The organism is Azospirillum thermophilum (genome assembly GCF_003130795.1).
In the GTDB taxonomy this organism is placed as follows: Bacteria; Pseudomonadota; Alphaproteobacteria; order Azospirillales; family Azospirillaceae; genus Azospirillum; species Azospirillum thermophilum.
In genome coordinates this window covers 1,657,231-1,682,393 of the sequence record NZ_CP029353.1, presented here as the reverse complement: position 1 = coordinate 1,682,393, position 25,163 = coordinate 1,657,231, and the positions used below count along the sequence as shown (strand labels likewise).

The following is a 25,163-nucleotide window of genomic DNA, read 5'->3' as shown; positions in this document are numbered from 1 at the left end:
CGCCTAAGGTTTGGCCGGAGGCTCCAGCCCAAGGCTGTGGAGCAGGAGGGAAAGAGCCGCCGCCTGCTCCCGGTGCGCTTCGTCCGGCAGGCCGGCGGACTGCCCGCGTGCTCCGCGCAGCGCGAGCGCCGCGGCCTCGGCCTGACGGGCGATGACGAGTTCCAGCGTCTCGAACTCCGGCGGCCGGTCCGGTCCGAGCCGGCTTGCCAGCAGGTGCAGGCAGTGCAACTGCTTGAGCGCGGTGACCGCCAGCGCCGGCGAGAGGTCGCGGGCGGCGACGGACCGCAACGCGATCCGTCCGAGCACGTCCGCGAGATCGGCCAGGGCGGCACCGAACCCGCGCAACGCCGTCTCGTCGTCCGGGGCGACGAAGGCGGTGCGCTCCTCCTCGCCGTCGCGCAGGGCATCGAGCAGGCGGCCGGCGAGCGTCAGGAGATGGTCGACCTGCGACACCACCGAGGCGTTGTCGTAAAGCGACAGCAGGTCGCGCGCCGCGATGAAGCCGCGGATCGTCTCCGCCGACCGGCCGAGCGCCCGCCGGCTGAGGCGCCGGGCATCCCGCGACAGGCGGGCCAGGGCCGGCGGGTGGTCCAGGATGTCCAGAACCCAGCGCACCCCCTCGATGCGCAGGACCATCAGCGACACCGCGCGCAGGTCGGGGGCGTCCGGCGTCTCCAGGGTCCGGCGCAGCCTCTCGGCCTCCCCTCCGACGCTTTCCGCCAGGGCAGCCGCCGTCGCCTCGATGGAGCGCTGCAGCGGTCCGCTCGGCCGCTGGCGATGGTCCATCCGCCCCTGCCGGGCGAGGCGGGCCAGCGCGCCGGCGGTGGCGACGGCATCGGGCGGTCCCGCCTCCGCGTCCGCCACGACCGCCGTCAGGTGGCGGCAGAGCGGCAGGCCGAAGCGCTCCTCCAGCGCCGGCCCGTAGGCGTCCCAGAGATGCCGGCGCAGCCCGGCCACGCCGCCCCGCCTCAGTTCCTCTCCCGGATCGCCGGGCATGCGGGGAGCGAGCCCGAGGGCGGCGGCCGGCCGGGAAAGCGCGTCGGCATCCTGCGGCGTCGTTGCGGCGTCGAGCGCGCGGACCAGCGCCACGGCCCGCTCCGCCGCGGCGGATGGGGACCGGGCGCCGGCGCCGGTCATTGCAGGGCGCCCTGCGCGGCGGGTGTCGGCGGGATCGCCTTGATCAGCCGCACGACGTTGCGGTCGCCTTCGCGGCGATAGCTGGCGCGGTCGACCGACCGGGTGACCAGGAAGATGCCGAGCCCGCCGATCGCACGCTCGTCGACGTCGGCGTCGAGATCGGGCGCCGGACGCTCCGCGAAGGGATCGAAGGGGGCGGCGTCATCCACCAGCTCCGCCTGCAGTTCCGTCTCCTCCAGCGTCAGCCTGACCCGGATCTCGTGACGCCCGCCGTCGGGATAGCCGTAGGACACGGTATTGGTGATCAGCTCGTCGAAGCAGAGGTTCAGCTTGAAGCCGACCTCCATCGGCAGCCCGTGCCGCCCGACGAAATCGTCCACCGCCTCGGCCAGCCGGCCCAGTTCGGCGAGGTCGTTGGCGATAACCAGTTCGAGCGCGTCGATCATCGGGCGTCTTGTCCGTCCGTTCTGCCGGGCGCGCCGGCCATGGGTGGGCAACCTGGATGTGAGCAACCGGGATGATCGCTGTCGCGGCGGCCAAGCTCAAGCGCTGTTTCCGTTGGGCACGGCCGCCCGCGCGCAAGTATCGCGAGCAGCGAAACCGCTTGCAACGGGATTGCTATCGCGGTTCTTTTGTAAATCGGTTCGCCTAAGAAGGTACCATTTCCGGTGGTACCCGGCGTGTCCGGCCGAGGGTTTCGCACCGGCGGAAAGTGGAATTCGCAATGATTCTGGGACGTGCGCTGGCGTTGAGGACCGGAGCGGTGATTGCCGCCACGGTGGCGCTCGCCGTCCTGCTGTCGATGGTGCTGGCCGCCCTGAAGTTCGAGCGGACCCTGCATGATGTAACCAGCTCGCGCCTGTCCGTGGTGGCGGACGAGGTGCGCCGCCGCGTCGAGTACGGCCTGACGCTCGGCCTCGACCTGTCGGAGCTGGTGGACGTGCAGGGCCTGGTGGAGCGGGCCGCCGAGCCGGAGGAGATCGAGAATGCCGAGGTGGTGGGGGAGGACGGCACCGTCCTCTTCGCCGCCAACCTGTCCTCGGTCGGCCGTCCCTCGACCGTGGCGTGGGAGCCGGACAGCGCGCCGGTGCCGGGCGGCATCCGCCAGCGCATCGACGGCGACGCGATCATCCTCGGCGCCGGGGTGCGCAACAGCTTCGGCCAGCTCGTCGGCGAGGTCATCATCCGCTCCTCGCTCTCCGGCCTGAACGAGCGGATCAACGCGGTCGCCCGGCATCTCCTCACCAGCCTGCTGGTCCTGCTGGGCGTGGCGGCGCTGGCGACCCTGGGGGCGGTGGTCCTGGTGGTCGGGCGCGGCGGCCGGCGGTTGGCCGGGGAGGCGGCCGGCAGCGGCGCGATCAGCGGCGCCGTGCGCCGGCGCCTGCAGGCCGGGGTCGCCGAGGCGGACGCCGCCATGGCGGACCTCGACCGCGACATGGATGCGATGGAGCGGGCGACGCCCCAGGCGGTCGTCCCATGATGGGCCTCTTCCGGAAGGCGCGCAGCGGCGGCCGGCGCGTGGCGGCGTCGCGCGACCCGATCAACGCGCTGGTCTTCCGCCTGACCGTCGTTTCGGTCGCCATCGTGCTGATCGCGGCCGGCGTGGCCTCCTGGCTGTCGCTGCGCAGCTTCGACCCGCTGTTCCAGCCGGAGCTGGCCCGCAAGGCCGGCACGGTGGCCGAGCTTCTGGCGTCGCGCATCGACCGCGGCCTGAAGGCCGGGATTCCGCTCGACCGCATGCCGGGCGTCGACCGGCTGCTGGAGGAAGAGGCGGCGCGCCACCAGGACATCGCCTATGTGGCGGTGACGGACCCCGCCGGGCGGATCCTGGCGGCGGCCGGCCGGCCGCTCCAGGGGATGACGCAGCTTCCGGCGGACCGCCTGGCGGCCGGCCCGCAGGGACGGTTCGCCGCCGGCTTCATCGACCGCCTGCAGCGTCTCGGCGATCCGGACCGGCCGGCCGGCCGCGTCCATGTCGGCGTCGATGCCGCCTTTCTCGCCAAGGCGTCGGCCGACCTGATGCTCGACGTGCTGTCGGTCGTGCTGGTGTCGGTGCTGCTGATCTTCGAGGTGCTGCTTCTCGTCGTGAACCTTGCCATGCGGCGGGTGCTCGCGCTGCGCCTGCTGGCCGAGCGGGCGGAGGAGGGCGATTTCCGCGCCGCGCCGCTGCCTGCGCCGGCCGACGGCGAGCCGGACATGGCGGCCGAGGCGCGCGGCCTGCTCGACGGGGTCAACGCCCGCTATGCCGCCCTGACCCGCCGGGTGGAGGCGTTCCGCGCCGCCCATGGGCCCGACGATCCGCGCACCCGCCGGGCGGAGCAGGGGCTGGCCGCGCTGGCGCAGCGCTTCCGCTTCCGCGCGCCGGGGCAGGCCGGAACCGCGTCCGCGCCCTTCAACCTCGTCTTCCTGCGGCTGCCTGTCTTCCTCTTCTGCCTGTCCGAGGAGTTGTCGCGGCCCTTCCTGCCGGCCTACGCCAAGTCCTTCGCGACGCAGGTGCCCTGGCTGACGCCCGATCTCGTGGTCAGCCTGCCGATCACCATGTTCATGCTGATCTGGGCGCTGTCCCAGCCCGGCGGCGCGCGCTTCTCCGAGCGCTGGGGGCGCAGCCGGGCGTTCCTGCTGGGCGCGCTTCTGGGATCCTTCAGCCTCGCCATGACGGCCTTCGCGTCCTCGCTGGTCTGGCTGATGGTGTGGCGCTGCCTGACCGCGCTCGGCTACGGGCTGGTGCTGATCACCGCGCAGGGGATCGTGGTCGACCACACCACGCCGCGCAACCGGGCCGGCGGCATGGCGATGTTCATCGGGGCGCTGCTGGCGGCCGGCGTCTGCGGCCCGGTCAGCGGCGGCATCATCGCCGACCAGGCCGGCTTCCGCGCCACCTTCCTGATCGGGGCGGTCCTGGCCTTCAGCGCCGGCATCGCCGTGACGATCCTGCTGATGCGCGTGCGCCCGCAGGCCGGCACCGCCCGCCCGGCGGCGGCCCGGCCGGCGCTGGGCAGCGCGTGGCCGCTGTTCCGCGACCTGCGCTTCACCTCGCTGATGCTGCTGAGCGCGGTGCCGACCAAGATCGCCTCCACCGCCTTCCTCTTCTGTCTCGTCCCGCTCCTGCTGACCGCCGACGGGGCGAGCAAGGCGGAGGTCGGGCGGGTGCAGATGATGTACTTCGTCGCCTTCATCCTGGTGTCGCCGCTCGCCGCCAGCCTGTCCGACCGCTGGCAGGCCCGGCGCGGATTCGTGACGCTGGGCGGCGTCGGCACGCTGGTGAGCTGCCTGCCGATCCTCGCCACCGACACGCTGTGGGGGCCGCCGCTGGCGATCGCCCTGTTCGGCCTCGCCCAGGCGCTGATCGGCGCGCCGCAACTGACGCTCGTCTCGCAGATCGCCCGCGACGGCGGCCTGCCGGAGACCGCGGCCATCGGCTGGTACCGCCTGATCGAGCGGCTGGGCGGCGCCGTCGGCCCGATGCTGGCGATGGGGTGGCGGTCGCGACCTCCTACCGGGAGGCCATGCTCGGCATCGGCCTGTTGTGCGGGTTGAGCGCACTGATCTTCTGGATACTCTTCCGAACCGGGCGGGGCGACCCCGCCGCCCGCCCGCAGGAGGCTTGAGCGATGCCCGACAAGACTGGGCCCATCCGAACCCCCTTCGATCCCGGCCGCAGGCGGCTGCTGGCCCTGGGGGCCGCCGCCGGTGCCGCCGGCGCCCTGGCGCCGTTTCGCGGCGCCCTGGCCGAGGAGTCGCTGGCGGCGGTCCCCGACCGGACCTTCCGCATCACCATGGTGCTGGGCCGGGGCGAGAGCGACAACGAGTTCGGCTTCAAGGACTATCTCGCCCGCCGCGGCATCCGCGCCGAATACACCATCCGCAACACCGGCGGCGACGCCGGCCGCATGCCCGCCATCATTGAGGAGATCCGGGACACCCGTCCCGACCTGATCTACAGCTGGGGCACGCCGCAGACCCGCGCGCTGGTCGGCCCCTATGACGAGGCGGATCCGCGCCGGCACATCACCGACATCCCGGTGGTCTTCACCTTCGTGGCGGCCCCCGTGGACGCCAGGATCGTGCCCGACCTCACCCGTCCCGGCCGCAACGTGACGGGCACCGTCCACATCGCGCCGGTGTCGGTGCAGCTCAACACCATCCAGGCCTACCGGCCGATCAGGCGGCTCGGCGTCATCTTCAACCCGATCGAACGCAACTCCGTCCTCGCCGTCGAGGGGCTGCGGGCGGAGGCGGCGCTGCGCGGGCTGGAACTGATCGAGGAGCCGGTGCCGATCGATGCGTCGGGCGAACCCTCGGCCCCCGCCGTCCCGGATCTGATCGCCCGCGCCGCCTCGCGCGGGGCGGAGATGCTCTATATCGGCCCCGACACCTTCATCGCCTTCCACAACCGCTCCGTCGTGGCGGAGGAGGCGCTGCGTCACCGGCTCCCCACCTTCTCCGTCACCGAACTGATCGTGCGCACCGACAAGGCGATGCTGGCGCTGGCCAGCAGCAGCTACGGCATCGGGCGCTTCACCGCCTTCAAGGCGGCCCAGATCATGGTGGACGGCACCAGACCGGCCGACATCCCCGTGGAGACGCTGAAGCGCTTCTCCGTCATCATCAACATGGCCACCGTGCGGGACCTGGAATTCTATCCCCCGATCGGCCTGCTCAATTTCGCGGAGATCATCGAATCATGACCGGTTTGTCCCACGGCGCGGAGGCTGCCGCCCGCCCGCCGGCGGAGGGAGCCGAGGCCTTCGCCCTGGCGGAAGCCCGGCTCGCCCTCCTGGTGGCCGAACTGCCGGAGGACTTGAGCGCGCGCATGCTGACGCTCGCGGACGGCGACCGGCTGACGGCGTTCCGCCAGCGGATCGTCGCCACGCTCGACGACCCGGACCATTACCGGATGGCGGGAGAGGTCGGGAACTTCATCGCCGATCATCTCGGGGCGCGCGGCCTGACCGCCGGCATCTTCCAGGACGGGGAGCTGGTCGCCTACGGCGCGCTCGGCATTCCGGGGCCGGAGGACCACAACCGCGGCCGCGACCTGCCGCTGCCGGCCGAGGACCTGCCGCTCGTCGCCCACATGTCCTCCGCCATGGTCGATCCGGCGATGCGCGGGCGCGGCCTGCACCACCGGCTGATCGACTGGCGCATCGCGGTATCCGACAGCATCGGCCGGCGCCATCTGCTGACCACCGTCAGCCCGCGCAACCACCGGAGCTGGGGCCATCTCGCCGGCCACGGCCTCCATCCCAGGCGGCTGATCCGCGTGGGCGAGGGGCTGGTCCGCCTGCTGCTCCACCGCGACGCGGCCGAGCATGCGCAGATGGACCGCGCCACGGCGCTGCTCGTGCCGGTGGACGAACTGGCCGCCCGCGGGGATCTGTTCGACGGCGGCAACCGCGTCTGGGGCCGCGTTCCGGAAGGCGGCGACCCGGCCACGGCGACCCGCTGGTACGCCCTGGTCGGCCGCGCCATCCAGACCGCGCCCGGCCGGCCGCAGACGGCGGCGGCCTGAACGCAGGGGCGGGGAGAGGGCGCATGGGCACGGGCAGTTTCTCGGCGCGGCTGGCGGCGTTCCTGGCGGTGACGGTCCTCGTCTCCGCCATGGCGGCCGTCGTCCTCTGGGTCGGCGAGCAGCACCGCCGGCTGCAGGAGGCGGTCGCCTCCCAGGCGGGGTTCGTGCTGAGCGAGACGAAGGATTCGCTGGAGGCCCAGCTGAACCTCGGCCTTGCCCTCGCCGAGCTGTCGCAGGTGCCGCCGCTGCTGGAGCGAGCCCGCGTCGCCCTGCCGGACCTGCTGTCCATCGCCATCCTCGACGAGGAGGGGGTGGCCCTCTTCTCCACCGACGCCGTCGAGGTCGGCGAGGTCGGCGCGACGCCGGAACAGGTCGCCAGCCCGGGTGTCTGGACCCTGACACGCGGGCCGGAGATGCTGTTCGGCATCGGCATCACCACCAGCTTCGGCACCAATGCGGGCGCGGTCCTGCTTCGGCTGCCGGCCGACGTGGTCGACGAACCCATCCAGAGCTACGCGCTGCAGCTCTCCATCGGGGCGCTGGCGGTCGCGGCCCCGGTCCTGCTGCTCGCCTGGCTGGCCGGCGTCTGGATCGCCCGCGGCCCGCGCCGGGTGCTGGCCGGGCTGGCGCAGGAGATCGAGACCCTCGCCGGTTCCCGGTCCGGGCCGCCGCCCGCCGCGGACGGGGAAGCGGGGGCGGGGCGGGCGGCGGACACGCTCGGCCTGCCGGTTGCCGCCTTCAAGGACGCGGTGCGCCGCGCGCGGCGCTGCTGGCGGAGGGTGAGCGCGAGGTTGCCCGGCTGGACGAACTGGCATGACGATGACGAGCGACATCCCCACGGCGGCCCGCCGGACCCTGGCCTTCCGCGTCGGCATCCCGCTGATCGTTCTGCTGGCGGCGCTGCTGACCATGGCGGGCGTCGGCCTGCTCGGCACGCAGCTCGCCCAGCAGAATCTGGCGGAGGCGCGGGCGACCAAGGCGGCGGCCATCGCCGATTCCGTGCAGGCGGAGCTGGAGCGGGCGTTGTTCCACGGCATCCCGCTCGACCGGCTGCCGGGGCTCGACGAGTATCTCGGCGGCATCGCGCAGCGCAACCCGGACACCGGCTTCATCGCCGTGCTCGGGGAGAAGGACCAGGTGCTGCAGGCCGTGGGCCTCGAGCCCGATCGGCTGGCCGGCCTGATCCATGCCATGAGGGACGTGGCCGAGCCGGCGTCGCGCGCCGTGGCGGCCCGCCCGGTGGAGCGCGAAGGCTATCTCGTGGTGCGGATGCGGCTGCGCGACGCCGGCGAGACGGTCAGCCACACCCTCGGCCATGTGCTGGTCGGCGTCCACCCCCGCGCCATCCGTGCCCAGATCCTGCGCGAGCTGACCGTGGTGGCGCTCGGCGCGCTGGCGGTGACCCTGCTGCTGGCCGAGATGTCGGCGGCGCTGGTGTCGGCGATCCTGCTCGCCCCGCTGCGGCGGCTCTCCGCGGTCATGGCCTCGGCGGCGCTGGGCGACTTCTCGACCCTCGTCGGGCGCCGGCCGCGCGACCAGTTGGGCCGGCTGCTGCTCGCCTGCAACGCGGCGGTCTTCCTGATGCATGACCGCCGCCAGCGCTTCGCCGCCCATGCCGACGAGGTGCGCAGCGCGGTCTTCGACGCCGAGGTCGCCCGCGCGGTGGAGGCGGCGCGCGACCGCACCCTGGACGCCCTCGGGCCGGGGCTGGCGACCCCGCCGCGGCGGGTGGTCGATGCCCGGGCCAGCGACGCCCAGGGCTATGTCGCTCTGGCGGTCGCCGCCGCCGCGTTGGCGGCGGCTGCCGCGGTTCCCGCGGCACGCGGCGTGCCGGAGGACGTGCCCGCCTTCCTGGCGGCCGGCGGCGTGGCGCTGCTGGCCGGACTGCTGGCCGGCCGCAGCGCGCCGGCGCGCCGGGTGCGCGGCGCCGCCCTGCTCGCCGGGCTGGCGGTGGCGTGCGGCGCGGTCCTTCTGCTGCGCGGTGCCGCCCTGTCGGGGCTGGTCGCGGCGCTCGCCGGGGGCGGCCTCGCCGCCGGCCTGTCGCTCGCCTATGTGCGGCGGCAGGTTCGCGGGGGCGCCGGCACGGTGCTGCGGGCGACCGCCGTGGCGCTGGTCGCCGCCCTGCTGTGGGCGGTGGCGCTCGACTGGAATGGCGGGGAACTCGCCGCCTCCGCCCTGGTGCTCTCGCTGCTGGCCCTGCCGGTGGCGCGGCCCTTCGTCATCCCGCGGTCCTGAAGAGGCGCCGACCGATGCTGCTCCAGACCCGCATCATCCTCTTCGTGCTCGCCACCACCGCGGTGGTCTCCGCCCTTCTGCTGGGGATGGCCGGCCTTCGCGAGGACGCCGCCGACCGCCACGCGCGGGAGCTGGAGCTGGCCCGGCTGGAATCCTCCTGGCAGCTCGCCATGACCACCGCGACCGGCAGGGCCGACCTCGCCCTCGGCCGGCTGGCCTCCGACCCGGAGGTGGCGCAGGCGCTGGGCGCCGGTGAGCGCGCGCCGCTGAGCCGCCGGCTGGAGGCGTTGGGCATCACCGCCCGCGCCGGCTTCGCCGACGTGAACCTCTTCGCCTCCACCGGCGCCCTGCTCTACAGCACCGACCGCTCGCTCGACCCGGCGCCGCTGCTGGGCAAGACGCAGGTGGACACCCTGCTGGGCGGGCAGCGGCTGCCCCGCGGCCTGCGCATCGGGGCCGGCGACCGGCTGCTGGTGACCGCCTCCTCCCCGGTCCATTCCGGGACGTCGGTCACCGGGGCGGCGGTCATCGGCCTCGGCCTGCCGGCGGCGCTGGACGCGCTGCGCAAGGCGGTGGGCGGCCGGGTCTTCGCGGTGTCGCGGGCGGGCGAGCCGGTCGCCGGGGCCAACGATCCGCTGTGGCCGGTCATCCAGCCCCTGCTTCGCCCGGCGGAGCGCGTCATCCTTCCCCTGCAGGCCGAGGGACGGAGCTACGACCTCGCCAGCCTGCCGATCGCCGACCTCGCCGGCGGCCGGGTCGCCACGGTGCTGGTCGCGCTGGACGTGACGCAGGCGGCGGCGGAGCGGCGGCTGTGGACCATCGCCTATGTCGCGGCGGTCGCCCTGCTCGTGCTGGCGGCGCTGGCGCTGCTCTACGGCTATCTGCGCAAGAACTTCGCCACGCTCGACACGGCGGTGCAGGCGCTGCAGGACCTTTCGGCCGGCCGGGCGATGGGCTATGTCGAGCTGCCCGCCGGCAATGACGAGATCGGGCGCATCGCCCGCGCGGTGGAGGTGTTCCGCGGCGTGATGCGCGACATCGAGCGGTCGGCCGGCCAGCGCGAACGCCGCCTGCGCCGCCAGCAGCGCTTCATCCGCCGCCAGATGGAGACGCTGGCCGTCACCCTGGAGGACGAGGCGCGGCAGAGCCTGCTCGACGAGCTGCGGCAGATCGAGATGGCGACCTACGACCCGCAGTCCGCCCAGTCCAAGGGCGTCAGCGACGAGCTCGGGCTGCTGGCGCTCGGCTTCTCCCGCCTCGCCACGCGGGTCAGCACGCAGCAGGTCCAGCTCGTCCAGCTCGTCCGCGACCTGCGCGAGGCGCTGGCCGACAAGCGCCGCCTCATCAGCCTGCAGCAGGAGCTGGAGATCGCCCGCACCATGCAGCTCACCATCCTGCCGCAGGTTTTCCCCAGCCTGCCGCAGATGGAGGTGGCGGCCCGGATGGTCCCGGCCAAGGAGGTCGGCGGCGACTTCTACGACTTCTTCCCGATTCCCGGCGGCAAGGTCGCCATCGTCATCGCCGACGTGTCGGGCAAGGGCATTCCGGCGGCCTTCTTCATGCTGATCACCCGCACCATGCTGCGGGCCATCGCCGAGTCGGGCGTCGGTCCGGCGGAGACGATGCGGCGGGTCAACAACCTGCTGGCCGCGGAGAACGAGCAGTCGATGTTCGTCACCGTCTTCTACGGCGAACTCGACCTGCGCACCGGCGAACTCGCCTACTCCAACGGCGGCCACAACCCGCCGCTGCGCCTGTCGCGCGACGGCACGGTTGCGGAACTGGCGCGCACGCCCGGCATCGCGCTGGCCGCCATGCCCGACATGCCCTATGCCGAACGGTCGCTGCGGCTCGAGAGCGGCGACATGGTCGTCCTCTTCACCGACGGCGTGACCGAGGCCTTCAACGACGCCGAGGTGATGTACGGCGACGGGCGGCTGGCGGCCGTGGTCGGTGCGCAGGCCGCCGCCTCGGCGAGGGACGGGCTGGACGGCATCCTGTCCGACGTCGCCCGCTTCACCGCCGGCGCGCCGCAGTCCGACGACATCACCTGCCTCGTCCTGCGCTGGCACGGGATGGCGGCGCAGGACGGCGCTCCGGCCCTCCCGGCCATGGCGGCGGCGCAGGCCTGAGGCAGCAGAGGTGTCTAGGGATCGGGGCGGGAGCCGTGCTATACACGGGCGCCAAACATGAACCCGTGAGGGCGAGGAATGAACATCAGCAAGCAGACCGTTGGCTCCGTCACCGTTCTGAAGGCCGAGGGGCGCATCGACAGCAGCAATGCCGCCGAATTCGAGACCCATCTGGTCGAGGCGGTGGGCAGCTCGGCGAGCCGCGTGGTTGTCGACATGGAGCCGCTGACCTACATCAGTTCGGCCGGTCTGCGCTCGCTCCTGGTCGCCGCCAAGCGGGCCCGGCCGGCGGGCGGACGGATCGCGCTGGCCGCCATGGCGCCGCACATCCGCGAGGTGTTCGATCTCAGCGGCTTCTCGTCGCTGTTCGAGATCCACGGGAAGGCCGAGGAGGCCGTAGCGGCGCTGTCCTGAGCGCCTGCCGGCCGCGACGCCGGCCGGTTGCTGCAAAATGACGCAATAATGCTGATTCACCTTGACCGGATGCCCGTGCGTTCAGTCGACTGAGTGGTGCGTGTCTGGTCACGGGGACGGGAAATACGGGTGATGGCTAAAATTCTGGTTGTTGAGGACTCCCCCGCCGTCCGACTGTCGGTTGTGGCATACCTGGAGTCGCTGGGGCTCGAGGTGATCGAGGCGGAGAATGGCCGGCTCGCCCTGAACGAGCTGCAGAAGGGGCCGTTCGACCTGGTGGTGACCGACGTCCTGATGCCGGAGGTCGACGGGGTCGAGCTGATAAAGGCCATCCGTGCCGAGTATCCCGGGGTGAAGGTGCTGGCCATGTCCGGCGGCGCCCCCAACCTGCCGGCCGGCTATGTCCTGAAGATGACCGAGATGTTCAATGCCGACGCCGTGCTCTACAAGCCGTTCCTGAACGAGGAGCTGCGCACCGCCGCCGGCCGTCTGCTGGGCCTGTCCCTGCCCGAGGATTGAGGCCGCGGCCGGGGCGGTTGCCCGCCCTTCGACCAGCCTGACCAAAAAAACGGCTCCGGAGCCGAGCACCGGAGCCGTAAGGCCATGCGTGGAACCAACCGGGGCGATATCACGCAAGCCCCGTGCCATGATCGGCCCGCCCCGCCCAGGGAGGCGCGGAAGAATTCCGGAACGCCCTCTCCGACCCCTCTGTTGACCGTTCAGCGCCGCCGGGAAGCAGCCCGCGGCGGACGAACGAACGCATGAGGGAGCAGACCACCATGGCACAGCACGAGAACATGGCGGAACGAGGGCCGCGACTGGCGCGAGGGCGAGCGCGGCTATGGTGACGAACGCGGGTTCGATGCCGGCGACTGGGGCCGTCGCGACTTCGGCTCCCGCAGCGGCGACGACCGGTACGAGGTCGAGCGCGGCGCCGGCTATGGCAGTGGCTTCACGCGGCGCGGCTCCTCCGGCTATGGCGGATATTCGGGCGGTTCGGGCTATGGTCGCGAGACCCGCGGCGGACGCGACCTCGGCGGCCGGGAAGAGGGCATGCGCGACTTCGGCGACCGCGGCGACTACATCGACCGCGACTATGAGGGGCTTCGGCACCGGGACTACGGCACCAGGGCCATTCGGCGGCGGCGACCGCTCCTGGGACCTCCTCCGGGACCGCCTCCTGGCGCCGGCGCGCACGAAGGCTATGGCGGCGGCTACGGCCGGGCCATGGCGCACGATGGCCGGCCCCGGGCTACGGCCCAGCACGGCGCGGCTTCCTCGAACGGGCGGCGACGAGATCGCCTCCTGGTTCGGCGACGACGATGCCGCCCGCCGCCGCCACGAGGACGAGATCCGCGCGCAGCATCGCGGCCGCGGCCCGCGCGGCTACACCCGCTCTCGACGAGCGGATCCGCGAGGACATCAACGACCGCCTGACCGACGATCCCTATGTCGACGCCTCGGACATCGACGTGACGGTGAGCAACGGCGAGGTCACCCTGTCCGGCCATGTCGACCACCGCACCGTCAGGCGGCGGGCGGAGGACCTGGCGGAGTCCGTCTCCGGCGTGACCCATGTCCAGAACAACCTGCGCGTCCGGCAGGACACCGGCTCCGGCAGCCGGCAGGACATGGGGCTCGGCAGCAGCACCGGCGGCGGGTCGACCAGCGGGACCGGCACCGGGGCGGGAGCCTCCGCGATGGCGTCCGCCGGGGTGGGCGGTCCGGCCGACGCCTCCAGCGGCCTGACCGGCCGCAGTTCGGGCAGCGGCGGCGGCGGCTCAGGCGGCACTGCCGGGACGACCAGCGGCACCTCCGGCGGCATCGGCACCGGCACGCCGGCAACCACCGCCCGCACCCCCGGCACCAGCACCTGATCGTCCGGCCCCGGCCTGACGGGTGTTCGTCGGAGAAGCCCTCCTCCCGCGCGGGAGGAGGGCTTTTTCATCGGGCCGTCACCATTCCGCCATCGCCGGCTGCTAAGCAGGTTTCTCCAGATCGGACCCCGCATGGGCGGGCGGAGTTCGGAAAACCTGCCCAGGGTCCGGCGAAACCGTTCGGGTCTGAATGGTCCCCCTTGACAGCCGGCCGGCTTGGGCTATCGTCCCTTTTTGAAACCGGCGAGTTCCATTTTATGCCTTTGGACACGATGCCCGACTGGCGAGCCAAACGGCGCGAGGCCATCCTCGCCGCGGCCGACGCCCTGTTCGCCGGCCGCTCCTACGCCGAGGTCCAGATGGACGAGGTGGCGCGGGCGGCCGGTGTGGGCAAGGCCACGCTCTACCGCTACTTTCCTTCGAAGGAAGATCTCTATCTGGAGACGCTGGAGCGCGCCCTGTCCCGGCTGGAGGACAGGCTGCACGGGCCGGCCGATCCCGGCGCCGCCCCGACCGACCGCCTGACCGCCATGATCTCGGCGCTGATCGACACGCTGAACGAGCAGTTGACGACGCTGAAACTGCTGGGCGGCGACCATTCCGATCTGGCCGACCGCACCCGCCGCATCCTGCGCCGCCGCAGCGCCCGCATCGCCGAGGCGCTGCGCGCGGTGCTGGAGGACGGCATCGCCGCCGGACAGTTCCGCCAGGTGGACACGGCGATGACCCCGCTTCTGGTCATCGGAATGGTGCGCGGCGGCATCATGATGGGCGGCAGCCAGCCGCGCGACGTGCTGGAGCGCGCCATTCTCGACCTCGTGCTGGCGGCCACCGCCGCGGCGCCGCCGGACAAGCCGGCCCTTCCTTCCCATTCCTCTGCCATCGCGAACGCGTAGCCCCGGAGTTCGGACGTGACGAGACGTATCCTGTTGGCGTTGCTGGTGCTGGCCCTGCTTGGCGCCGGCGGCTTCTGGTACGCCGGGAAGCCGGGCGGGGAAGGGCGGAGCGCCACCGCCGCATCCCCCGGCGGCGGCGCCCGCGGCGTTCCGGTGGTCACCCGCGCCGCCGAGGTGAAGCCGATGCCGGACCGCATCAGCACCATCGGCGCCGTCCAGCCGATCGCCGCCATCGCCATCAAGGCGCGTGTCGATACGGTGGTGGAGGCGGTCCACTTCACCGAAGGTCAGGAGGTGAAGGCCGGCGACCCGCTCTTCACCCTCGACTCCCGCGCGCTGGAGGCCCAGCTCCGCCAGGCGCAGGCCAATCTGGAGCGTGACCGCGCCAACCTCGACAAGGCGCGCAACGACATGAGGCGCTATGCGGAGCTGCTGCGCACCAACGCCGTCTCCCGCACCCAGTACGACACCGCCGTCGCAGCCGCCGAGGCGCTGGAGGGGACGGTGAAGGCCGATCTCGCCGCCGTCGAGGCGGCCAAGGTCTCGCTCAGCTTCACCCGGATCGCGGCGCCGATGGACGGTCGCACCGGCGCCATCAATGCCCGGCCGGGCAGCATGGTCCGCGCCGCCGACGCCACCCCGCTCGTCACCCTGACGCAGCTTCGCCCGATCATGGTGTCCTTCAACGTGCCGGAGCGCCATCTGCCGGCGATCCGCGAGGCGATGCGCCAGGGGGCGCCGCTGGTCACCGCCGGCATCCCCGGCGACCGCGGCACGGCGCCGGCCGAGGGGAAACTCACCTTCGTCGACAGCCAGGTGGAGCAGCAGAGCGGCACCATCCAGGTGAAGGGTGAATTTCCCAACGCCGACACGCGGCTGTGGCCCGGCCAGTTCGTCGACGTGGTGCTGACGCTTCGCGTCGATCCCCAGGCGGTGACCGTCCCCGACACGGCGGTGCAGACCGGCCAGCAGGGGCGCTTCGTCTACGTCGTGAAGCCCGACGACACGGTGGAGGTCCGGCCGGTGGCGGTGGCGCGCACCCAGGACGGCACCGCGGTGATCGCCGGCGGCCTGAAGGGCGGCGACCGCGTGGTGGTGGATGGCCAGTCGCGCCTCTATCCCGGCGCCAAGGTGGCCGAGCGCGGCCCCGACAGGAGCAATCCCGACAAGGGGCCGGAGAAGGGGCCGGAGAAGGGGCAGGACAAGCCGTCCGGCGACAAGTCGAATGCCCATCCCCCCAACGCCGACGGGCGTCCGGCCGAGGGCGGCAAGAAGACCGAGGCCAACGCCGCGGCGCCGGGAGGCGCGTCATGAACCTCTCCGAACTCTGCATCCGCCGTCCGGTGATGACCATCCTGCTGACGGCGGCCCTGGTTCTCGCCGGCCTCGCGGCCTACCGCCAGCTTCCGACCGCGGCGCTGCCGCGCGTGGATTTTCCGGTCATCAACGTGTCGGCCGCCCTGCCGGGCGCCAGTCCGGAGACCATGGCGGCCTCGGTCGCCAGCCCGCTGGAGCGCGAGTTCTCCACCATCTCCGGCATCGACACGATCACCTCGTCCAGCACGCTCGGCAACACCTCCATCACCATCCAGTTCGTGCTGGAGCGCGACATCGACGCGGCGGCGGCCGACGTGCAGGCGGCGATCGCCCGCACGCTGCGCCGCCTGCCGGCCGACCTGCCGAACCCGCCGAGCTACCGCAAGGTCAATCCGGCCGACCAGCCGATCCTGTTCGTCTACCTGTCGTCGCCGACGCTGCCGCTGTCGCAGCTCAACGACATCGCCGAGACGACGGTCCAGCCGCGCGTCGGCACGCTGCCCGGCGTGGCGCAGGTGCAGATCTACGGCTCCCAGAAATATGCAGTCCGGGTCCAGGTCGATCCCAACGCGCTGGCGCTGCGCGGCATCGGCATCGACGAGCTGCAGAAGGCGATGACGGCGGCCAACGCCAACACGCCGGTCGGCTCGCTGAGCGGCGAGAAGCAGCAGCTCGTCATCGCCGCCAATCCGCAGCTTCCCAACGCCGCCGCCTTCCGCGAGCTGATCGTCGCCTACCGCGGCGGCGGGCCCGTGCGGCTGGGCGACGTGGCGACGGTCCAGGACAGCGTCGAGAACAACCGGACGGCAAGCTGGCTGAACGGCACGCGCGGCATCATGCTGGCCGTCCAGCGCCAGCCCGACGCCAACACGGTGGAGGTTGTGGACCGGGTGCGCGCGCTGATGCCGACCTTCCAGGCGCAGCTTCCGCCGGCCGCCTCCATCCGCATCGTCAACGACCGGTCCGTCCCGATCCGCGAGGCGGTGGAGGACGTGCAGTTCACGCTGGGCCTGACCATCGCGCTGGTCGTGATGGTGATCTTCCTGTTCCTGCGCCGCCTGTCGGCGACCATCATCCCGGCGCTGGCCGTGCCGATCTCGCTGATCGCGACGGCCGCCGGCATGCACCTGTTCGGCTTCTCCATCGACAACATCTCGCTGATGGCGCTGACGCTGGCGGTCGGCCTCGTCGTCGACGACGCCATCGTCATGCTGGAGAACATCGTCCGCTACATCGAGGAGGGGATGAAGCCCTTCGAGGCGGCGATCAAGGGCTCGCGCGAGATCGGCTTCACCATCGTGTCCATCACCCTGTCGCTGGTGGCGGTGTTCATCCCGATCCTGCTGATGGGCGGAGTGGTCGGCCGCCTGTTCCACGAATTCGCGGTGGTGGTCACCATGTCCATCGCGGCGTCGGCCTTCGTGTCGCTGACGCTGACGCCGATGATGTGCTCCCGCTTCCTGACCCCCGAGAAGCACGGCGAGGAGGAGGGCTGGTTCGGCCGCAAGCTGGAAGCCGGCTTTTCGGCCGTGCTCAACGGCTATGCCGTCACGCTGCGCTGGTCGCTGCGCCACCGGCCGCTGATGGGGCTGCTGATGCTCGGCACCGTCGTCGGAACGGTCCTGCTGTTCCAGGCCATCCCCAAGGGCTTCTTCCCCACCGAGGACATCGGACAGATCCAGGTGACGACCGAGGCGTCGCCCGACATCGCCTTCCCGGCGATGGCGGAACGGCAGCAGCGCGTCGCCGCCATCATGAAGGCCCATCCCGCGGTGCAGGACGTCACCTCCTCGGTCGGCGTCGGCGGCTCGACCGGCAACCAGGGGCGCATGTTCCTGACGCTGAAGCCGCGCAACGAGCGTCCGCCGGTGACCGAGGTGATCCAGCAGCTCCGCCGGCAGGTGAACGGCATCCCCGGCATGGCGGTCTACATGCAGCCGTCGCAGAACCTGCGCATCGGCGGCCGGTCGGCCAAGAGCCTCTACCAGTACACCATCCAGGGCCTCGCCCTCGACGAGCTGTACCAGTGGGCCGGCAGGCTGGAGGCGGCCCTGCGCGAGATGCCGGTCCTGCAGGACGTGACCAGCGACCTGCAGCTCAACAACCCCCAGGCCTATGTCCACATCGACCGCGAGAAGGCGGCGACGCTGGGCATCGGCGTCGACCTCGTCCGCTCCACCCTCTACAGCGCCTTCGGACAGCGGCAGGTCTCCACCATCTACACGCCGAGCAACGACTACCAGGTGCTGATCGAGCTGCTGCCGCAGTACCAGCAGGACGACACCGCCCTGTCGCGCATTTATGTCCGCTCGGCCACCACGGGCAGGCTGGTGCCGCTCGACGCCTTCGCGCGGGTGGAGCGCACCGCCGGCCCGCTGGCGGTCAACCACCAGGGCCAGCTGCCGGCGGTGACGCTGTCCTTCAACCTGGCGCCCGGCGCCTCGCTGGGCGAGGCGGTGGACATCATCCGCAAGGCGGAGCGCGAGATGGGGCTGCCGGCCACCATCACCACCGGCTTCGCCGGCACCGCCCAGGTCTTCCAGGACGCCCAGGCCAGCCAGGGCATCCTGCTGCTGGCCGCCGTGATCGTGATCTACATCGTGCTGGGCGTGCTCTATGAGAGCTTCATCCACCCGATCACCATCCTGTCCGGCCTGCCCTCGGCCGCCATCGGCGCGCTGGCGACGCTGATCCTGTTCGGGCAGGAGCTGAGCGTCATCGCCATCATCGGCATCCTGATGCTGATCGGCATCGTGAAGAAGAACGCGATCATGATGATCGACTTCGCGATCGACGCCCGCCGCAACCAGGGCATGACCGCCGCCCAGGCGATCGAGCAGGCCTGCCTGCTGCGCTTCCGCCCGATCATGATGACGACCATGGCGGCCATCATGGGCACGCTTCCCATCGCCATCGCCCATGGTGCTGCGGCGGAACTGCGCCAGCCGCTCGGCCTCGCGGTGGTCGGCGGCCTCTGCGTGTCGCAGGTGCTGACGCTCTACATCACGCCGACGCTCTATCTCTACATGGAGGATGTCGGCCGGCTGGCGGGCAGGCTGCTGCGCCGGCGTCCGGCCCCGGCGGCCGACCATGCCCATCCGGTGCCGGGCGGCGACTGATCAGACCGCCAGGCTGTTCAGCATCGGGCCGCCCGCCGGTCCGGCGTCGGCCTTGCGATAGGCGGCGATGGCGGAGGACCAGGGCTCGATATGAAGACCGGTCCCCATCGCCTCCTGATGGATGCTCTGCGCCACGAAGCGGGCGTTCGGCAGGCCGGTCAAGGGAACCGGGCCGCCGCTGACCGCAGCACCGCCGTCCGGACCGCCCGCGGCCGTTCCGCCGGCCGACGCGCCGGCGCCGCGCGTGCGCCCCTGCGTCTCGTCGAGCCGGGCGCGGCCGCTGCCCTTCAGCGCCTCGTCGGCCGCCTCCAGTTCCGGGGAGGAGCGCCGCCGCTCCTCCTCGCCGGGGATGCGGCGGATCGGGGTGACGGCGACCGCGTCGCTGGCCAGCATCTGCCGCAGCTTCGACACGCCCGAGACGGGCTGCGCAGCGGAGGGAGGGGGAAGGGCGGCGATGCTGGACACGGGCGGCGTCGGACCTGTGCGGTCGGGAGGGGAAGGGCGCTGTCGCGACAGGCTAGGGAGGCGACGGTTCCCAAAAGATTAAAAAAGCACCTTCCGATCCGCCGCGGAAGGTCCCGGCGGTATGGGCGCTTTGCCGCATCGGTGGTGCACCGGAGGCGACATTGGGTGTGCAACCGGCCCGGCCCTGCTAGACTGCCCGCATGACGAGACGAACGGACGCCGCGTCCGCCACCGCATCGCCCGATGCGCATCCCCGCCCGACGCAGGGCGGGCCGGACGACTCGCTCCTGCTTTCCGTGCTGCTCTCCCGGATGGACCAGGGGGTCCGGCTCGACGCCCCGGACGGACGGCCCCTGCGCTGGAACGCGGCCTATGAGCGGATGTTCCCCGAGCTGTCGCCGGCCTTGCGCGATGGCACGGCCGGCCCCGGCCACGGCGGTGTGGAGGCCGGGGAGGACGGGGAGGACGCTGCGCTGCGGCGCCGGCCCGACGGCCGCCGCTACCGCTGCGACCGTCACGACTTTCCCGACGGCAGCCGCCTCAGCCTGTGGAGCGAGGTGAGCGACCCGGCGGCCGAGGGGCGCAACGCCCAGCTGAGCGACCTGCTGGAACGGATGGACCAGGGCGTCATCATGGTCGATGCCGACATGAAGGTGCTGGCGATCAACCGGCGCCTGCTCGACCTCTACGACGTGCCGCACGACCTGTTCCCCGATCCCCGCTACGAGGACTACATCCGCTTCAGCGCCGGGCGGGGCGAGTACGGCCCCGGCGATCCGGAGGAGCATGTCCGCCGCAAGCTGGCGCTTGCCCGGCGCGACGACGTGCCGATCTACGAGCATGTCCGCCCCGGCCGCGGCGTGGTGGAGGTGCGGACGCGGCGGCTGCCCGGCGGCGGATTCGTCAAGACCTACACCGACATCACCGCCCGCAAGCGGGCCGAGGCCGAACTGGCGCGCAAGAGCGAGATGCTGCGCCAGACCCTGGAGAACATCGGGCAGGGCATCGCCCTGCTGGACGCCGACCTCCGCATCGTCACCTACAACCGCAAGCTCCTCGACCTGCTGGGCATTCCGGAGGAGATGGCGGCGCGGCTGCCGACGCTGGAGGACATCTCGCGCTTCCAGCTCGGCACCCGGCAGATCCTGCTGCCGCCCGACGCGCCGGACTTCGGCGACGATGTGGAGGCGCAGGTCCGCTACCTGATGGAGCGGCTCGGCCGGCCGGAGCGCGAACTGACCTATGCCCGCCCCCAGGCCGACGGCCGCTTCATCGAGGTGCACATTGTCCCGCTGCCCGACGGCGGGCAGGTGCGCACCTACACCGACATCACCGACCGCCTGATCGCCGACGAGGCGGTCAGGCAGAGCCGCGAGATCCTCAAGGGCGTCATCGACGCGATCCCCGCCCTGATCGACGTGCGCGACCGCGAGCGGCGGCTGCAGCTCGTCAACCGCCATTACCGGGACACCTACGGGATCGAGCCGGGCGACCTGGAGGACGGGGCGACGCCGGTGGCCGGCGGCGGCTCCTCGGCCGAGCGGCTCGACCGGCTGGTGATCGAGACCGGCCGCGGCATCCCCTTCTTCGAGGAGAGCCACCCCGATACCGAGGGGCGGCGGCGCCATTGGCTGACCACCAAGATGCCGCTGACCGACGAGGGCGGGGAGGTCAGCCACATCGTCACCGTCGCGCTCGACATCACCGCGCGCAAGCGGGCGGAGGAGGAGCTGGCGCGCAAGTCGGCCCTGCTGCAGGCGGTCCTGGAGAGCATCGGCCAGGGCCTCAGCGCCTTCGACGACGAGCTGCGGCTGGTCGCCTGGAACCGCCGCTTCCTGGAGCTGCTGGGCTTCCCGCCGGAGTACGGGGCGGTCGGCCGGCCCTTCGCGGACTTCGTCCGCTTCAATGTCGACCGCGGCTCCTACGGCCCCGGCGACCCGGAGGAGCAGGTGCGCGCGCGGGTGGAGCTGGCGATGCAGCCGGTCCCCACCGGTTCGAGCGCGTGCTGTCCGACGGCCGGGTGATCGAGGTGGAAGGCGCGCCGATGGAGGGTGGCGGCTTCGTCAGCACCTTCACCGACGTGACCGAGCGCAAGCAGGCGGAGGCCGAGCTGCTGGCCGCCAAGGACCGGGCGGAACAGGCGCTGACCGACCTGCGCATCGCGCAGGAGAATCTGATCCAGGCGGAGAAGATGGCCTCGCTCGCCCAGCTCGTCGCCGGCGTCGCGCACGAGGTGAACACGCCGATCGGCGTGACGCTGACCGCCATCTCCCATCTCGGCGAGGAGGTCGGCAAGATCCGCGCGCTGTTCGATGCCGGACGGGTGCGCCGCAGCGACTTCCAGGACTTCCTGGATGTGGCCTGGGAATCGACGCGCATGATCATGACCAACATCGAGCGCGCCGTCGCCCTGATCCAGAGCTTCAAGCAGGTGGCGGTCGATCAGGCGAGCGACGAGCGCCGGGCCTTCGACCTCGCCGGCTACGTCAACGAGGTGCTGCTGAGCCTGCGGCCGCGGCTGCGCAAGTCGCGGGTCCGGGTGACGGCGGACATCCAGCCAGACCTGATCGTCGACAGCTATCCCGGTGCCTTCTCGCAGGTGCTGTCCAACCTGATCATGAACGCGCTCGTCCATGCCTTCGAGGAGGGGCAGGAGGGGCATATCGAGCTGACCGCCCGCGAGACGGATCCCGGCTGGGTGGAGCTGCGCTATCGCGACGACGGCAAGGGGATCGCCGACTCGATCCGTCCCTATATCTTCGACCCCTTCTTCACCACCAAGCGCGGGGCGGGGCGAGTGGGCTGGGCCTCAGCATCTGCTACAACATCATGACGCGGACGATGGGCGGCTCCATCGCCCTGGAGAGCGAGGAGGGCAAGGGCGCCTGTTTCCTGCTGCGCTTTCCGCGTCGGCTGCCCGATCCGGCCGAATCGGCGTCCTGACCTGTGGCGCTCCGACCCCGCAGGGACCTTCGGTCAGAGGCTCTTGCGAATCGCCTGGCTGGTGCGGCGCACGACCGAGCGGGCCTCCACCGTCACGTCGCCCTCGCCGAGCAGGCGCAGGAAGACGGCGTGCACCGTGGCCCGGCCGCTGACCGTCAGGGTGCCGGCGGAGGGATCCTCGGCGATGGTGAGGGCGGAAAGGCTCGATCCCAGGAAGCCGCTGGGATAGGCCTTCTCGAAGAAGCTGCGGATGTGGCCGTCGCGCTGCGCATCGAACATCACGCGGCCCCGGCGAGCGCCGCGGCATCCACCGCCTGCGACAGCCGGGCCTGGACCGCCACGCCGCGCAACGCGTCCACCGTGCAGCCGGCCCCGACTATGGTCGGGACGGCGAGGGCGGCGACCACCATGGCTATGATCCTGCCCCCCGTCCGCCGGACCTCGTGCTGGCCGCCGTAGGGAAGGGGACGATAGACCAAAGTCATGCGGCCTCCAGACATTCTATCAAATTGGTTATGAGCAACGATAACCCGGTTGGTCTTAACACGGGTTTAACGCCGGGAAAACCACGCATTCGAGGCAAAGGCGAAGAAGAACCGGCCGGAACATTTCTTGGGCATTTTACACAACAATGACACGACTGTTTGCCTATGCATGCTCTTCAACGGCAGGTGTCAAAGGCCTGTTGCGGCCGTCCCTCTGCGGGACCGAAAAAGTCACATGCCGTGATCGAGTGGGGAGCATCCCGTCACGACCTTCTCCGCCGTGCGCGCCGGCAGTAGATTCCCCATCGGGGACCGGCAGGTCAAGGCAGGCGGAGACGGCCCGATGATGGGCAGTGCATGGCGGGTTGCGATTCTTGGCATGGCTGTGGCAGCGGGGGCTCTGGTCTTCCTCGGGCTTGAGCTTTTCCAGCCGGCGGAGGGGCGGAGCCCGGATCTGGCCGCCGGCGGTGCGGCCGGCGTGGCGATGGCCGGCCTGTGGATCGCCTTTGCGGTGCTGAACCGTCACTTCCGCGACCTCGACCGCCTGCGCGAGGCGTGGGAGTCGGCACGGCCGCGCGGCGACTCGGACTGGTCCGCCCGGCGGGACGAGCTGGGGCGTCTGGCCCAGGCCGCGGCGGAGGTGCTGAAGCGGGAGCGCCGTGGCGGCAGCGCGGCAGGGGAGCGGCTTTCGCGCACCCTGCATCTGGTGGAGGAGCCGGCGGTCATCCTCGACGATCTCGGCAGGATCGACCTGCTGAACAGCGCGGCCGGGCATCTGCTGGGGGCGGAGCCGGGCGGCGACATCTATGACGTGATCTCGCGCCCCGACCTGTTCCGCGCCATCGAGCGGGCGAGGGAGAGCGACGGGCCGGTTGCCGCGGCGGTGCGGCGGCGCGACGGGCAGGAGCTTCCGGTGCGGCTCGCCGACCTCGGCCTGCAGGCAGGGGTGGCGCTGCTGTTCCCCGTGCGCGGCGCCGACCTGCACCCGCTGCTTCCCGGCGACCGCAGCGTGGTCCTGCGCCCGCTCTCCCGCGGTCCCAGCCTGGACGAGGACGCGCCGCTCGCCGCCATCCCCTTCGTCGCGCTGTGGGTCGCCACCACCGGCGCCGGACCGGAGGACGGGCGGGTGGCGGCGGTCGGCACGGTCCGCCTCGCCGGAGCCCGCGTCTTCCGCACCGTTTCCCTGAACGTCCTGGTCGATCCCGGCGAGCCGGTCACTCCCGAGGCCACCGCCCGTCATGGCGTCTCGCCGGACATGGTCGCCGGCGCCCGTCCCTTCGCCGCGGTCTGGCCGGCGATCGCGGAGGCGCTGCACCATTGCGTCGTCGTCGGGGTGGAGGTCGACGCCGCCCTGGCCGCCCTGGCCCGCGACTGTGCCGCGGCGGGGGTGGCGGCGGAGATGCCGCCGGCCCTCGACCTCGGCCGGCTTGCCGCCGTTCTCGACCCGGCGCTGACCGGGGCCCCGCTGGAGGTCGTCGCCGCGGCCTTCGGCCTGCGGCCGGACGCGCGGGTCGGCCTGTTCGCCCCGGCCCTGCTGCAGGCGGAGCTCGCCGCCGCCCTGCTGCCCCGGCTGGAGCGGCAGGGCATCACCACCCACGGGCAGGCGCGCGGTCTGTCGACCGGCGCGTCCCTGGCGGCCGATGAGGGGGAAGCGCCGGGCCCGGGGGCTGACAGGCCCGGTTACTTGATGCCCTTCAACTGGTCGCGGGTCAGCCAGAAGACCTCGCCGAAGCTGTTGGCCGTCTCCAGCCACAGGAAGTCGATCTCCGGGTAGTAGGCTTCCAGCACCTCGCGGCCGGTGCCGATCTCGCAGAGCAGCCCGCCCTCCGGCGTCAGGTGCTTGGCGGCCTCCTTCAGGATGCGGCGGACGATGTCCAGCCCGTCCTTGCCGCCGGCCAGCGCCAGCTCCGGCTCGTGGCGGAACTCCTCCGGCAGCAGGTCCATCGCCTCGGCGTCGACATAGGGCGGGTTGGTGATGATGACGTCGTACTTGCGGGTCTTCAGCGGCGCGAACAGGTCGCCCTGGTGCAGCGTGATGCGGTCCTCGTAGCCGCTGTCGGCGACGTTGCGCTTCGCCACCTCCAGCGCGTCGGCGGACAGGTCGACCGCATCGACCTGCGCCTCCGGGAAGATGCGCGCCGCCAGGATGGCGAGGCAGCCGGAGCCGGTGCAGAGGTCGAGAACCCGCTCCACCGAGGTCGGATCCTCGACCAGCGTGAAGTCGTCGCCGCCGAACAGGTCGGAGAACAGCAGCTCGCCGATGAAGGAGCGCGGGATCAGCACGCGCTCGTCCACATAGAAGGGGATGCCCTGGATGTAGGCCTTCTTCAGCAGGTAGGAGGCCGGCCTGCGCGTGGTGACGCGGGCGTGCAGCAGCTCGGCCAGCGCCTTGCGCTCGGCCGTCGTCAGGCGGGCGTCGAGATAGGGGTCGAGCTGGTCGATCGGCAGCCTCAACCCTTCCAGCACCATGAAGACCGCCTCGTCATAGGCGGTGGTGGTGCCCTGGCCGTAGTCCAGGTCGGCCTCGTTGAAGCGGCTGACGGCATAGCGGATTAAATCGCGCACGGTCAGCAGCTCGGCGGCGGCCGTGGCGGGGATGTGTTCGGCGGAAATCTGGTCGGGCACGGCAGG

19 protein-coding genes and 1 pseudogene are annotated in these 25,163 nt (G+C 71.9%); 14 read left to right on the top strand and 6 right to left on the bottom strand.

Features of this window, described 5'->3' with window-relative positions:
• Nucleotides 1-3: 3 nt before the first annotated feature.
• Nucleotides 4-1,137, bottom strand: a complete 1,134-nt coding sequence (locus DEW08_RS14170) for a hypothetical protein (protein ID WP_109328106.1) — start codon at nucleotides 1,135-1,137, stop codon at nucleotides 4-6.
• Nucleotides 1,134-1,583, bottom strand: coding sequence for an ATP-binding protein (locus DEW08_RS14165; RefSeq protein ID WP_109328103.1), 450 nt, complete (start codon nucleotides 1,581-1,583; stop codon nucleotides 1,134-1,136). Before DEW08_RS14165 ends, DEW08_RS14170 begins: the two co-directional genes overlap by 4 nt.
• 278 nt (nucleotides 1,584-1,861) lie before the next feature.
• On the opposite strand from DEW08_RS14165, the gene DEW08_RS14160 reads away from it, so the two are divergent.
• The 12 genes from DEW08_RS14160 to DEW08_RS14100 all read left to right on the top strand — a co-directional run bounded on the left by DEW08_RS14160 (nucleotide 1,862) and on the right by DEW08_RS14100 (nucleotide 18,639).
• A complete protein-coding gene (locus DEW08_RS14160) occupies nucleotides 1,862-2,617 on the top strand; it encodes a hypothetical protein (protein ID WP_109328101.1) in 756 nt (251 codons plus the stop codon).
• Nucleotides 2,614-4,674 (top strand): MFS transporter, encoded by a 2,061-nt coding sequence (locus DEW08_RS14155; RefSeq protein ID WP_245986268.1) that lies wholly within the window; start codon nucleotides 2,614-2,616, stop codon nucleotides 4,672-4,674. The genes DEW08_RS14160 and DEW08_RS14155 overlap by 4 nt, the downstream gene beginning before the upstream one ends.
• A 74-nt stretch (nucleotides 4,675-4,748) precedes the next feature.
• Nucleotides 4,749-5,825 (top strand): ABC transporter substrate-binding protein, encoded by a 1,077-nt coding sequence (locus tag DEW08_RS14150; RefSeq protein WP_109328099.1) that lies wholly within the window; start codon nucleotides 4,749-4,751, stop codon nucleotides 5,823-5,825.
• The gene (locus DEW08_RS14145; RefSeq protein ID WP_109328097.1) at nucleotides 5,822-6,649 is read left to right on the top strand and encodes a GNAT family N-acetyltransferase; all 828 of its coding nucleotides are present in this window, start codon (nucleotides 5,822-5,824) and stop codon (nucleotides 6,647-6,649) included. The genes DEW08_RS14150 and DEW08_RS14145 overlap by 4 nt, the downstream gene beginning before the upstream one ends.
• An 813-nt stretch (nucleotides 6,650-7,462) precedes the next feature.
• On the top strand, nucleotides 7,463-8,884 hold the full coding sequence (locus DEW08_RS14135) for a methyl-accepting chemotaxis protein (RefSeq protein ID WP_245986266.1): 1,422 nt from the start codon (nucleotides 7,463-7,465) through the stop codon (nucleotides 8,882-8,884).
• A gap of 14 nt (nucleotides 8,885-8,898) precedes the next feature.
• Nucleotides 8,899-11,016 (top strand): SpoIIE family protein phosphatase, encoded by a 2,118-nt coding sequence (locus tag DEW08_RS14130; protein ID WP_109328095.1) that lies wholly within the window; start codon nucleotides 8,899-8,901, stop codon nucleotides 11,014-11,016.
• A gap of 78 nt (nucleotides 11,017-11,094) precedes the next feature.
• Nucleotides 11,095-11,430 carry an STAS domain-containing protein gene (locus DEW08_RS14125; protein ID WP_109328093.1) on the top strand — a complete coding sequence of 112 codons (336 nt, stop codon included), beginning with the start codon at nucleotides 11,095-11,097 and terminating at the stop codon, nucleotides 11,428-11,430.
• A gap of 132 nt (nucleotides 11,431-11,562) precedes the next feature.
• Complete coding sequence (locus tag DEW08_RS14120) at nucleotides 11,563-11,949, top strand: response regulator (protein WP_109328091.1); 387 nt, start codon at nucleotides 11,563-11,565, stop codon at nucleotides 11,947-11,949.
• An 803-nt stretch (nucleotides 11,950-12,752) separates the two neighbouring features.
• The gene (locus DEW08_RS31540) at nucleotides 12,753-13,307 is read left to right on the top strand and encodes a BON domain-containing protein (protein ID WP_245986264.1); all 555 of its coding nucleotides are present in this window, start codon (nucleotides 12,753-12,755) and stop codon (nucleotides 13,305-13,307) included.
• A gap of 272 nt (nucleotides 13,308-13,579) precedes the next feature.
• Nucleotides 13,580-14,203, top strand: coding sequence for a TetR/AcrR family transcriptional regulator (locus DEW08_RS14110; protein ID WP_245986261.1), 624 nt, complete (start codon nucleotides 13,580-13,582; stop codon nucleotides 14,201-14,203).
• 15 nt (nucleotides 14,204-14,218) lie between these two features.
• Nucleotides 14,219-15,517 (top strand): efflux RND transporter periplasmic adaptor subunit, encoded by a 1,299-nt coding sequence (locus DEW08_RS14105; protein ID WP_109328086.1) that lies wholly within the window; start codon nucleotides 14,219-14,221, stop codon nucleotides 15,515-15,517.
• Nucleotides 15,514-18,639 carry an efflux RND transporter permease subunit gene (locus tag DEW08_RS14100; protein ID WP_109328084.1) on the top strand — a complete coding sequence of 1,042 codons (3,126 nt, stop codon included), beginning with the start codon at nucleotides 15,514-15,516 and terminating at the stop codon, nucleotides 18,637-18,639. Before DEW08_RS14105 ends, DEW08_RS14100 begins: the two co-directional genes overlap by 4 nt.
• On the opposite strand, the gene DEW08_RS14095 is transcribed toward DEW08_RS14100, so the two are convergent.
• The gene (locus DEW08_RS14095; protein WP_109328082.1) at nucleotides 18,640-19,104 is read right to left on the bottom strand and encodes a hypothetical protein; all 465 of its coding nucleotides are present in this window, start codon (nucleotides 19,102-19,104) and stop codon (nucleotides 18,640-18,642) included. It abuts the gene before it with no gap.
• A gap of 547 nt (nucleotides 19,105-19,651) precedes the next feature.
• Between DEW08_RS14095 and DEW08_RS33805 the strand changes: the two are divergent.
• Nucleotides 19,652-22,047 (top strand): annotated as a pseudogene (locus DEW08_RS33805) (ATP-binding protein).
• Between the two features lie 33 nt (nucleotides 22,048-22,080).
• Here the strand turns inward: DEW08_RS33805 and DEW08_RS32360 are convergent.
• Together DEW08_RS32360 and DEW08_RS32355 are read right to left on the bottom strand one after the other, a co-directional pair.
• Complete coding sequence (locus DEW08_RS32360; protein WP_245986256.1) at nucleotides 22,081-22,326, bottom strand: hypothetical protein; 246 nt, start codon at nucleotides 22,324-22,326, stop codon at nucleotides 22,081-22,083.
• Nucleotides 22,326-22,532 carry a pilus assembly protein TadG-related protein gene (locus DEW08_RS32355; RefSeq protein WP_245986255.1) on the bottom strand — a complete coding sequence of 69 codons (207 nt, stop codon included), beginning with the start codon at nucleotides 22,530-22,532 and terminating at the stop codon, nucleotides 22,326-22,328. Before DEW08_RS32355 ends, DEW08_RS32360 begins: the two co-directional genes overlap by 1 nt.
• Before the next feature lie 379 nt (nucleotides 22,533-22,911).
• Between DEW08_RS32355 and DEW08_RS14075 the strand changes: the two genes are divergently transcribed.
• On the top strand, nucleotides 22,912-24,306 hold the full coding sequence (locus DEW08_RS14075; protein WP_245986253.1) for an exonuclease domain-containing protein: 1,395 nt from the start codon (nucleotides 22,912-22,914) through the stop codon (nucleotides 24,304-24,306).
• On the opposite strand, the gene prmB is transcribed toward DEW08_RS14075, so the two are convergent.
• Complete coding sequence (gene prmB, locus DEW08_RS14070; RefSeq protein ID WP_245986251.1) at nucleotides 24,213-25,157, bottom strand: 50S ribosomal protein L3 N(5)-glutamine methyltransferase; 945 nt, start codon at nucleotides 25,155-25,157, stop codon at nucleotides 24,213-24,215. The two genes, DEW08_RS14075 and prmB, sit on opposite strands and share 94 nt — an antisense overlap.
• Nucleotides 25,158-25,163 lie beyond the last annotated feature (6 nt).

Excerpts from the sequence above, each read along its gene's own strand:
- DEW08_RS14170 (WP_109328106.1), bottom strand. The coding sequence starts at position 1,137 with ATGACCGGCGCCGGCGCCCGGTCCCCATCCGCCGCGGCGGAGCGGGCC.
- DEW08_RS14165 (WP_109328103.1), bottom strand. The coding sequence starts at position 1,583 with ATGATCGACGCGCTCGAACTGGTTATCGCCAACGACCTCGCCGAACTG.
- DEW08_RS14160 (WP_109328101.1), top strand. The coding sequence starts at position 1,862 with ATGATTCTGGGACGTGCGCTGGCGTTGAGGACCGGAGCGGTGATTGCC.
- DEW08_RS14155 (WP_245986268.1), top strand. The coding sequence starts at position 2,614 with ATGATGGGCCTCTTCCGGAAGGCGCGCAGCGGCGGCCGGCGCGTGGCG.
- DEW08_RS14150 (WP_109328099.1), top strand. The coding sequence starts at position 4,749 with ATGCCCGACAAGACTGGGCCCATCCGAACCCCCTTCGATCCCGGCCGC.
- DEW08_RS14145 (WP_109328097.1), top strand. The coding sequence starts at position 5,822 with ATGACCGGTTTGTCCCACGGCGCGGAGGCTGCCGCCCGCCCGCCGGCG.
- DEW08_RS14135 (WP_245986266.1), top strand. The coding sequence starts at position 7,463 with ATGACGATGACGAGCGACATCCCCACGGCGGCCCGCCGGACCCTGGCC.
- DEW08_RS14130 (WP_109328095.1), top strand. The coding sequence starts at position 8,899 with ATGCTGCTCCAGACCCGCATCATCCTCTTCGTGCTCGCCACCACCGCG.
- DEW08_RS14125 (WP_109328093.1), top strand. The coding sequence starts at position 11,095 with ATGAACATCAGCAAGCAGACCGTTGGCTCCGTCACCGTTCTGAAGGCC.
- DEW08_RS14120 (WP_109328091.1), top strand. The coding sequence starts at position 11,563 with ATGGCTAAAATTCTGGTTGTTGAGGACTCCCCCGCCGTCCGACTGTCG.
- DEW08_RS31540 (WP_245986264.1), top strand. The coding sequence starts at position 12,753 with ATGCCGCCCGCCGCCGCCACGAGGACGAGATCCGCGCGCAGCATCGCG.
- DEW08_RS14110 (WP_245986261.1), top strand. The coding sequence starts at position 13,580 with ATGCCCGACTGGCGAGCCAAACGGCGCGAGGCCATCCTCGCCGCGGCC.
- DEW08_RS14100 (WP_109328084.1), top strand. The coding sequence starts at position 15,514 with ATGAACCTCTCCGAACTCTGCATCCGCCGTCCGGTGATGACCATCCTG.
- DEW08_RS32360 (WP_245986256.1), bottom strand. The coding sequence starts at position 22,326 with ATGTTCGATGCGCAGCGCGACGGCCACATCCGCAGCTTCTTCGAGAAG.
- DEW08_RS32355 (WP_245986255.1), bottom strand. The coding sequence starts at position 22,532 with ATGACTTTGGTCTATCGTCCCCTTCCCTACGGCGGCCAGCACGAGGTC.
- DEW08_RS14075 (WP_245986253.1), top strand. The coding sequence starts at position 22,912 with ATGGCTGTGGCAGCGGGGGCTCTGGTCTTCCTCGGGCTTGAGCTTTTC.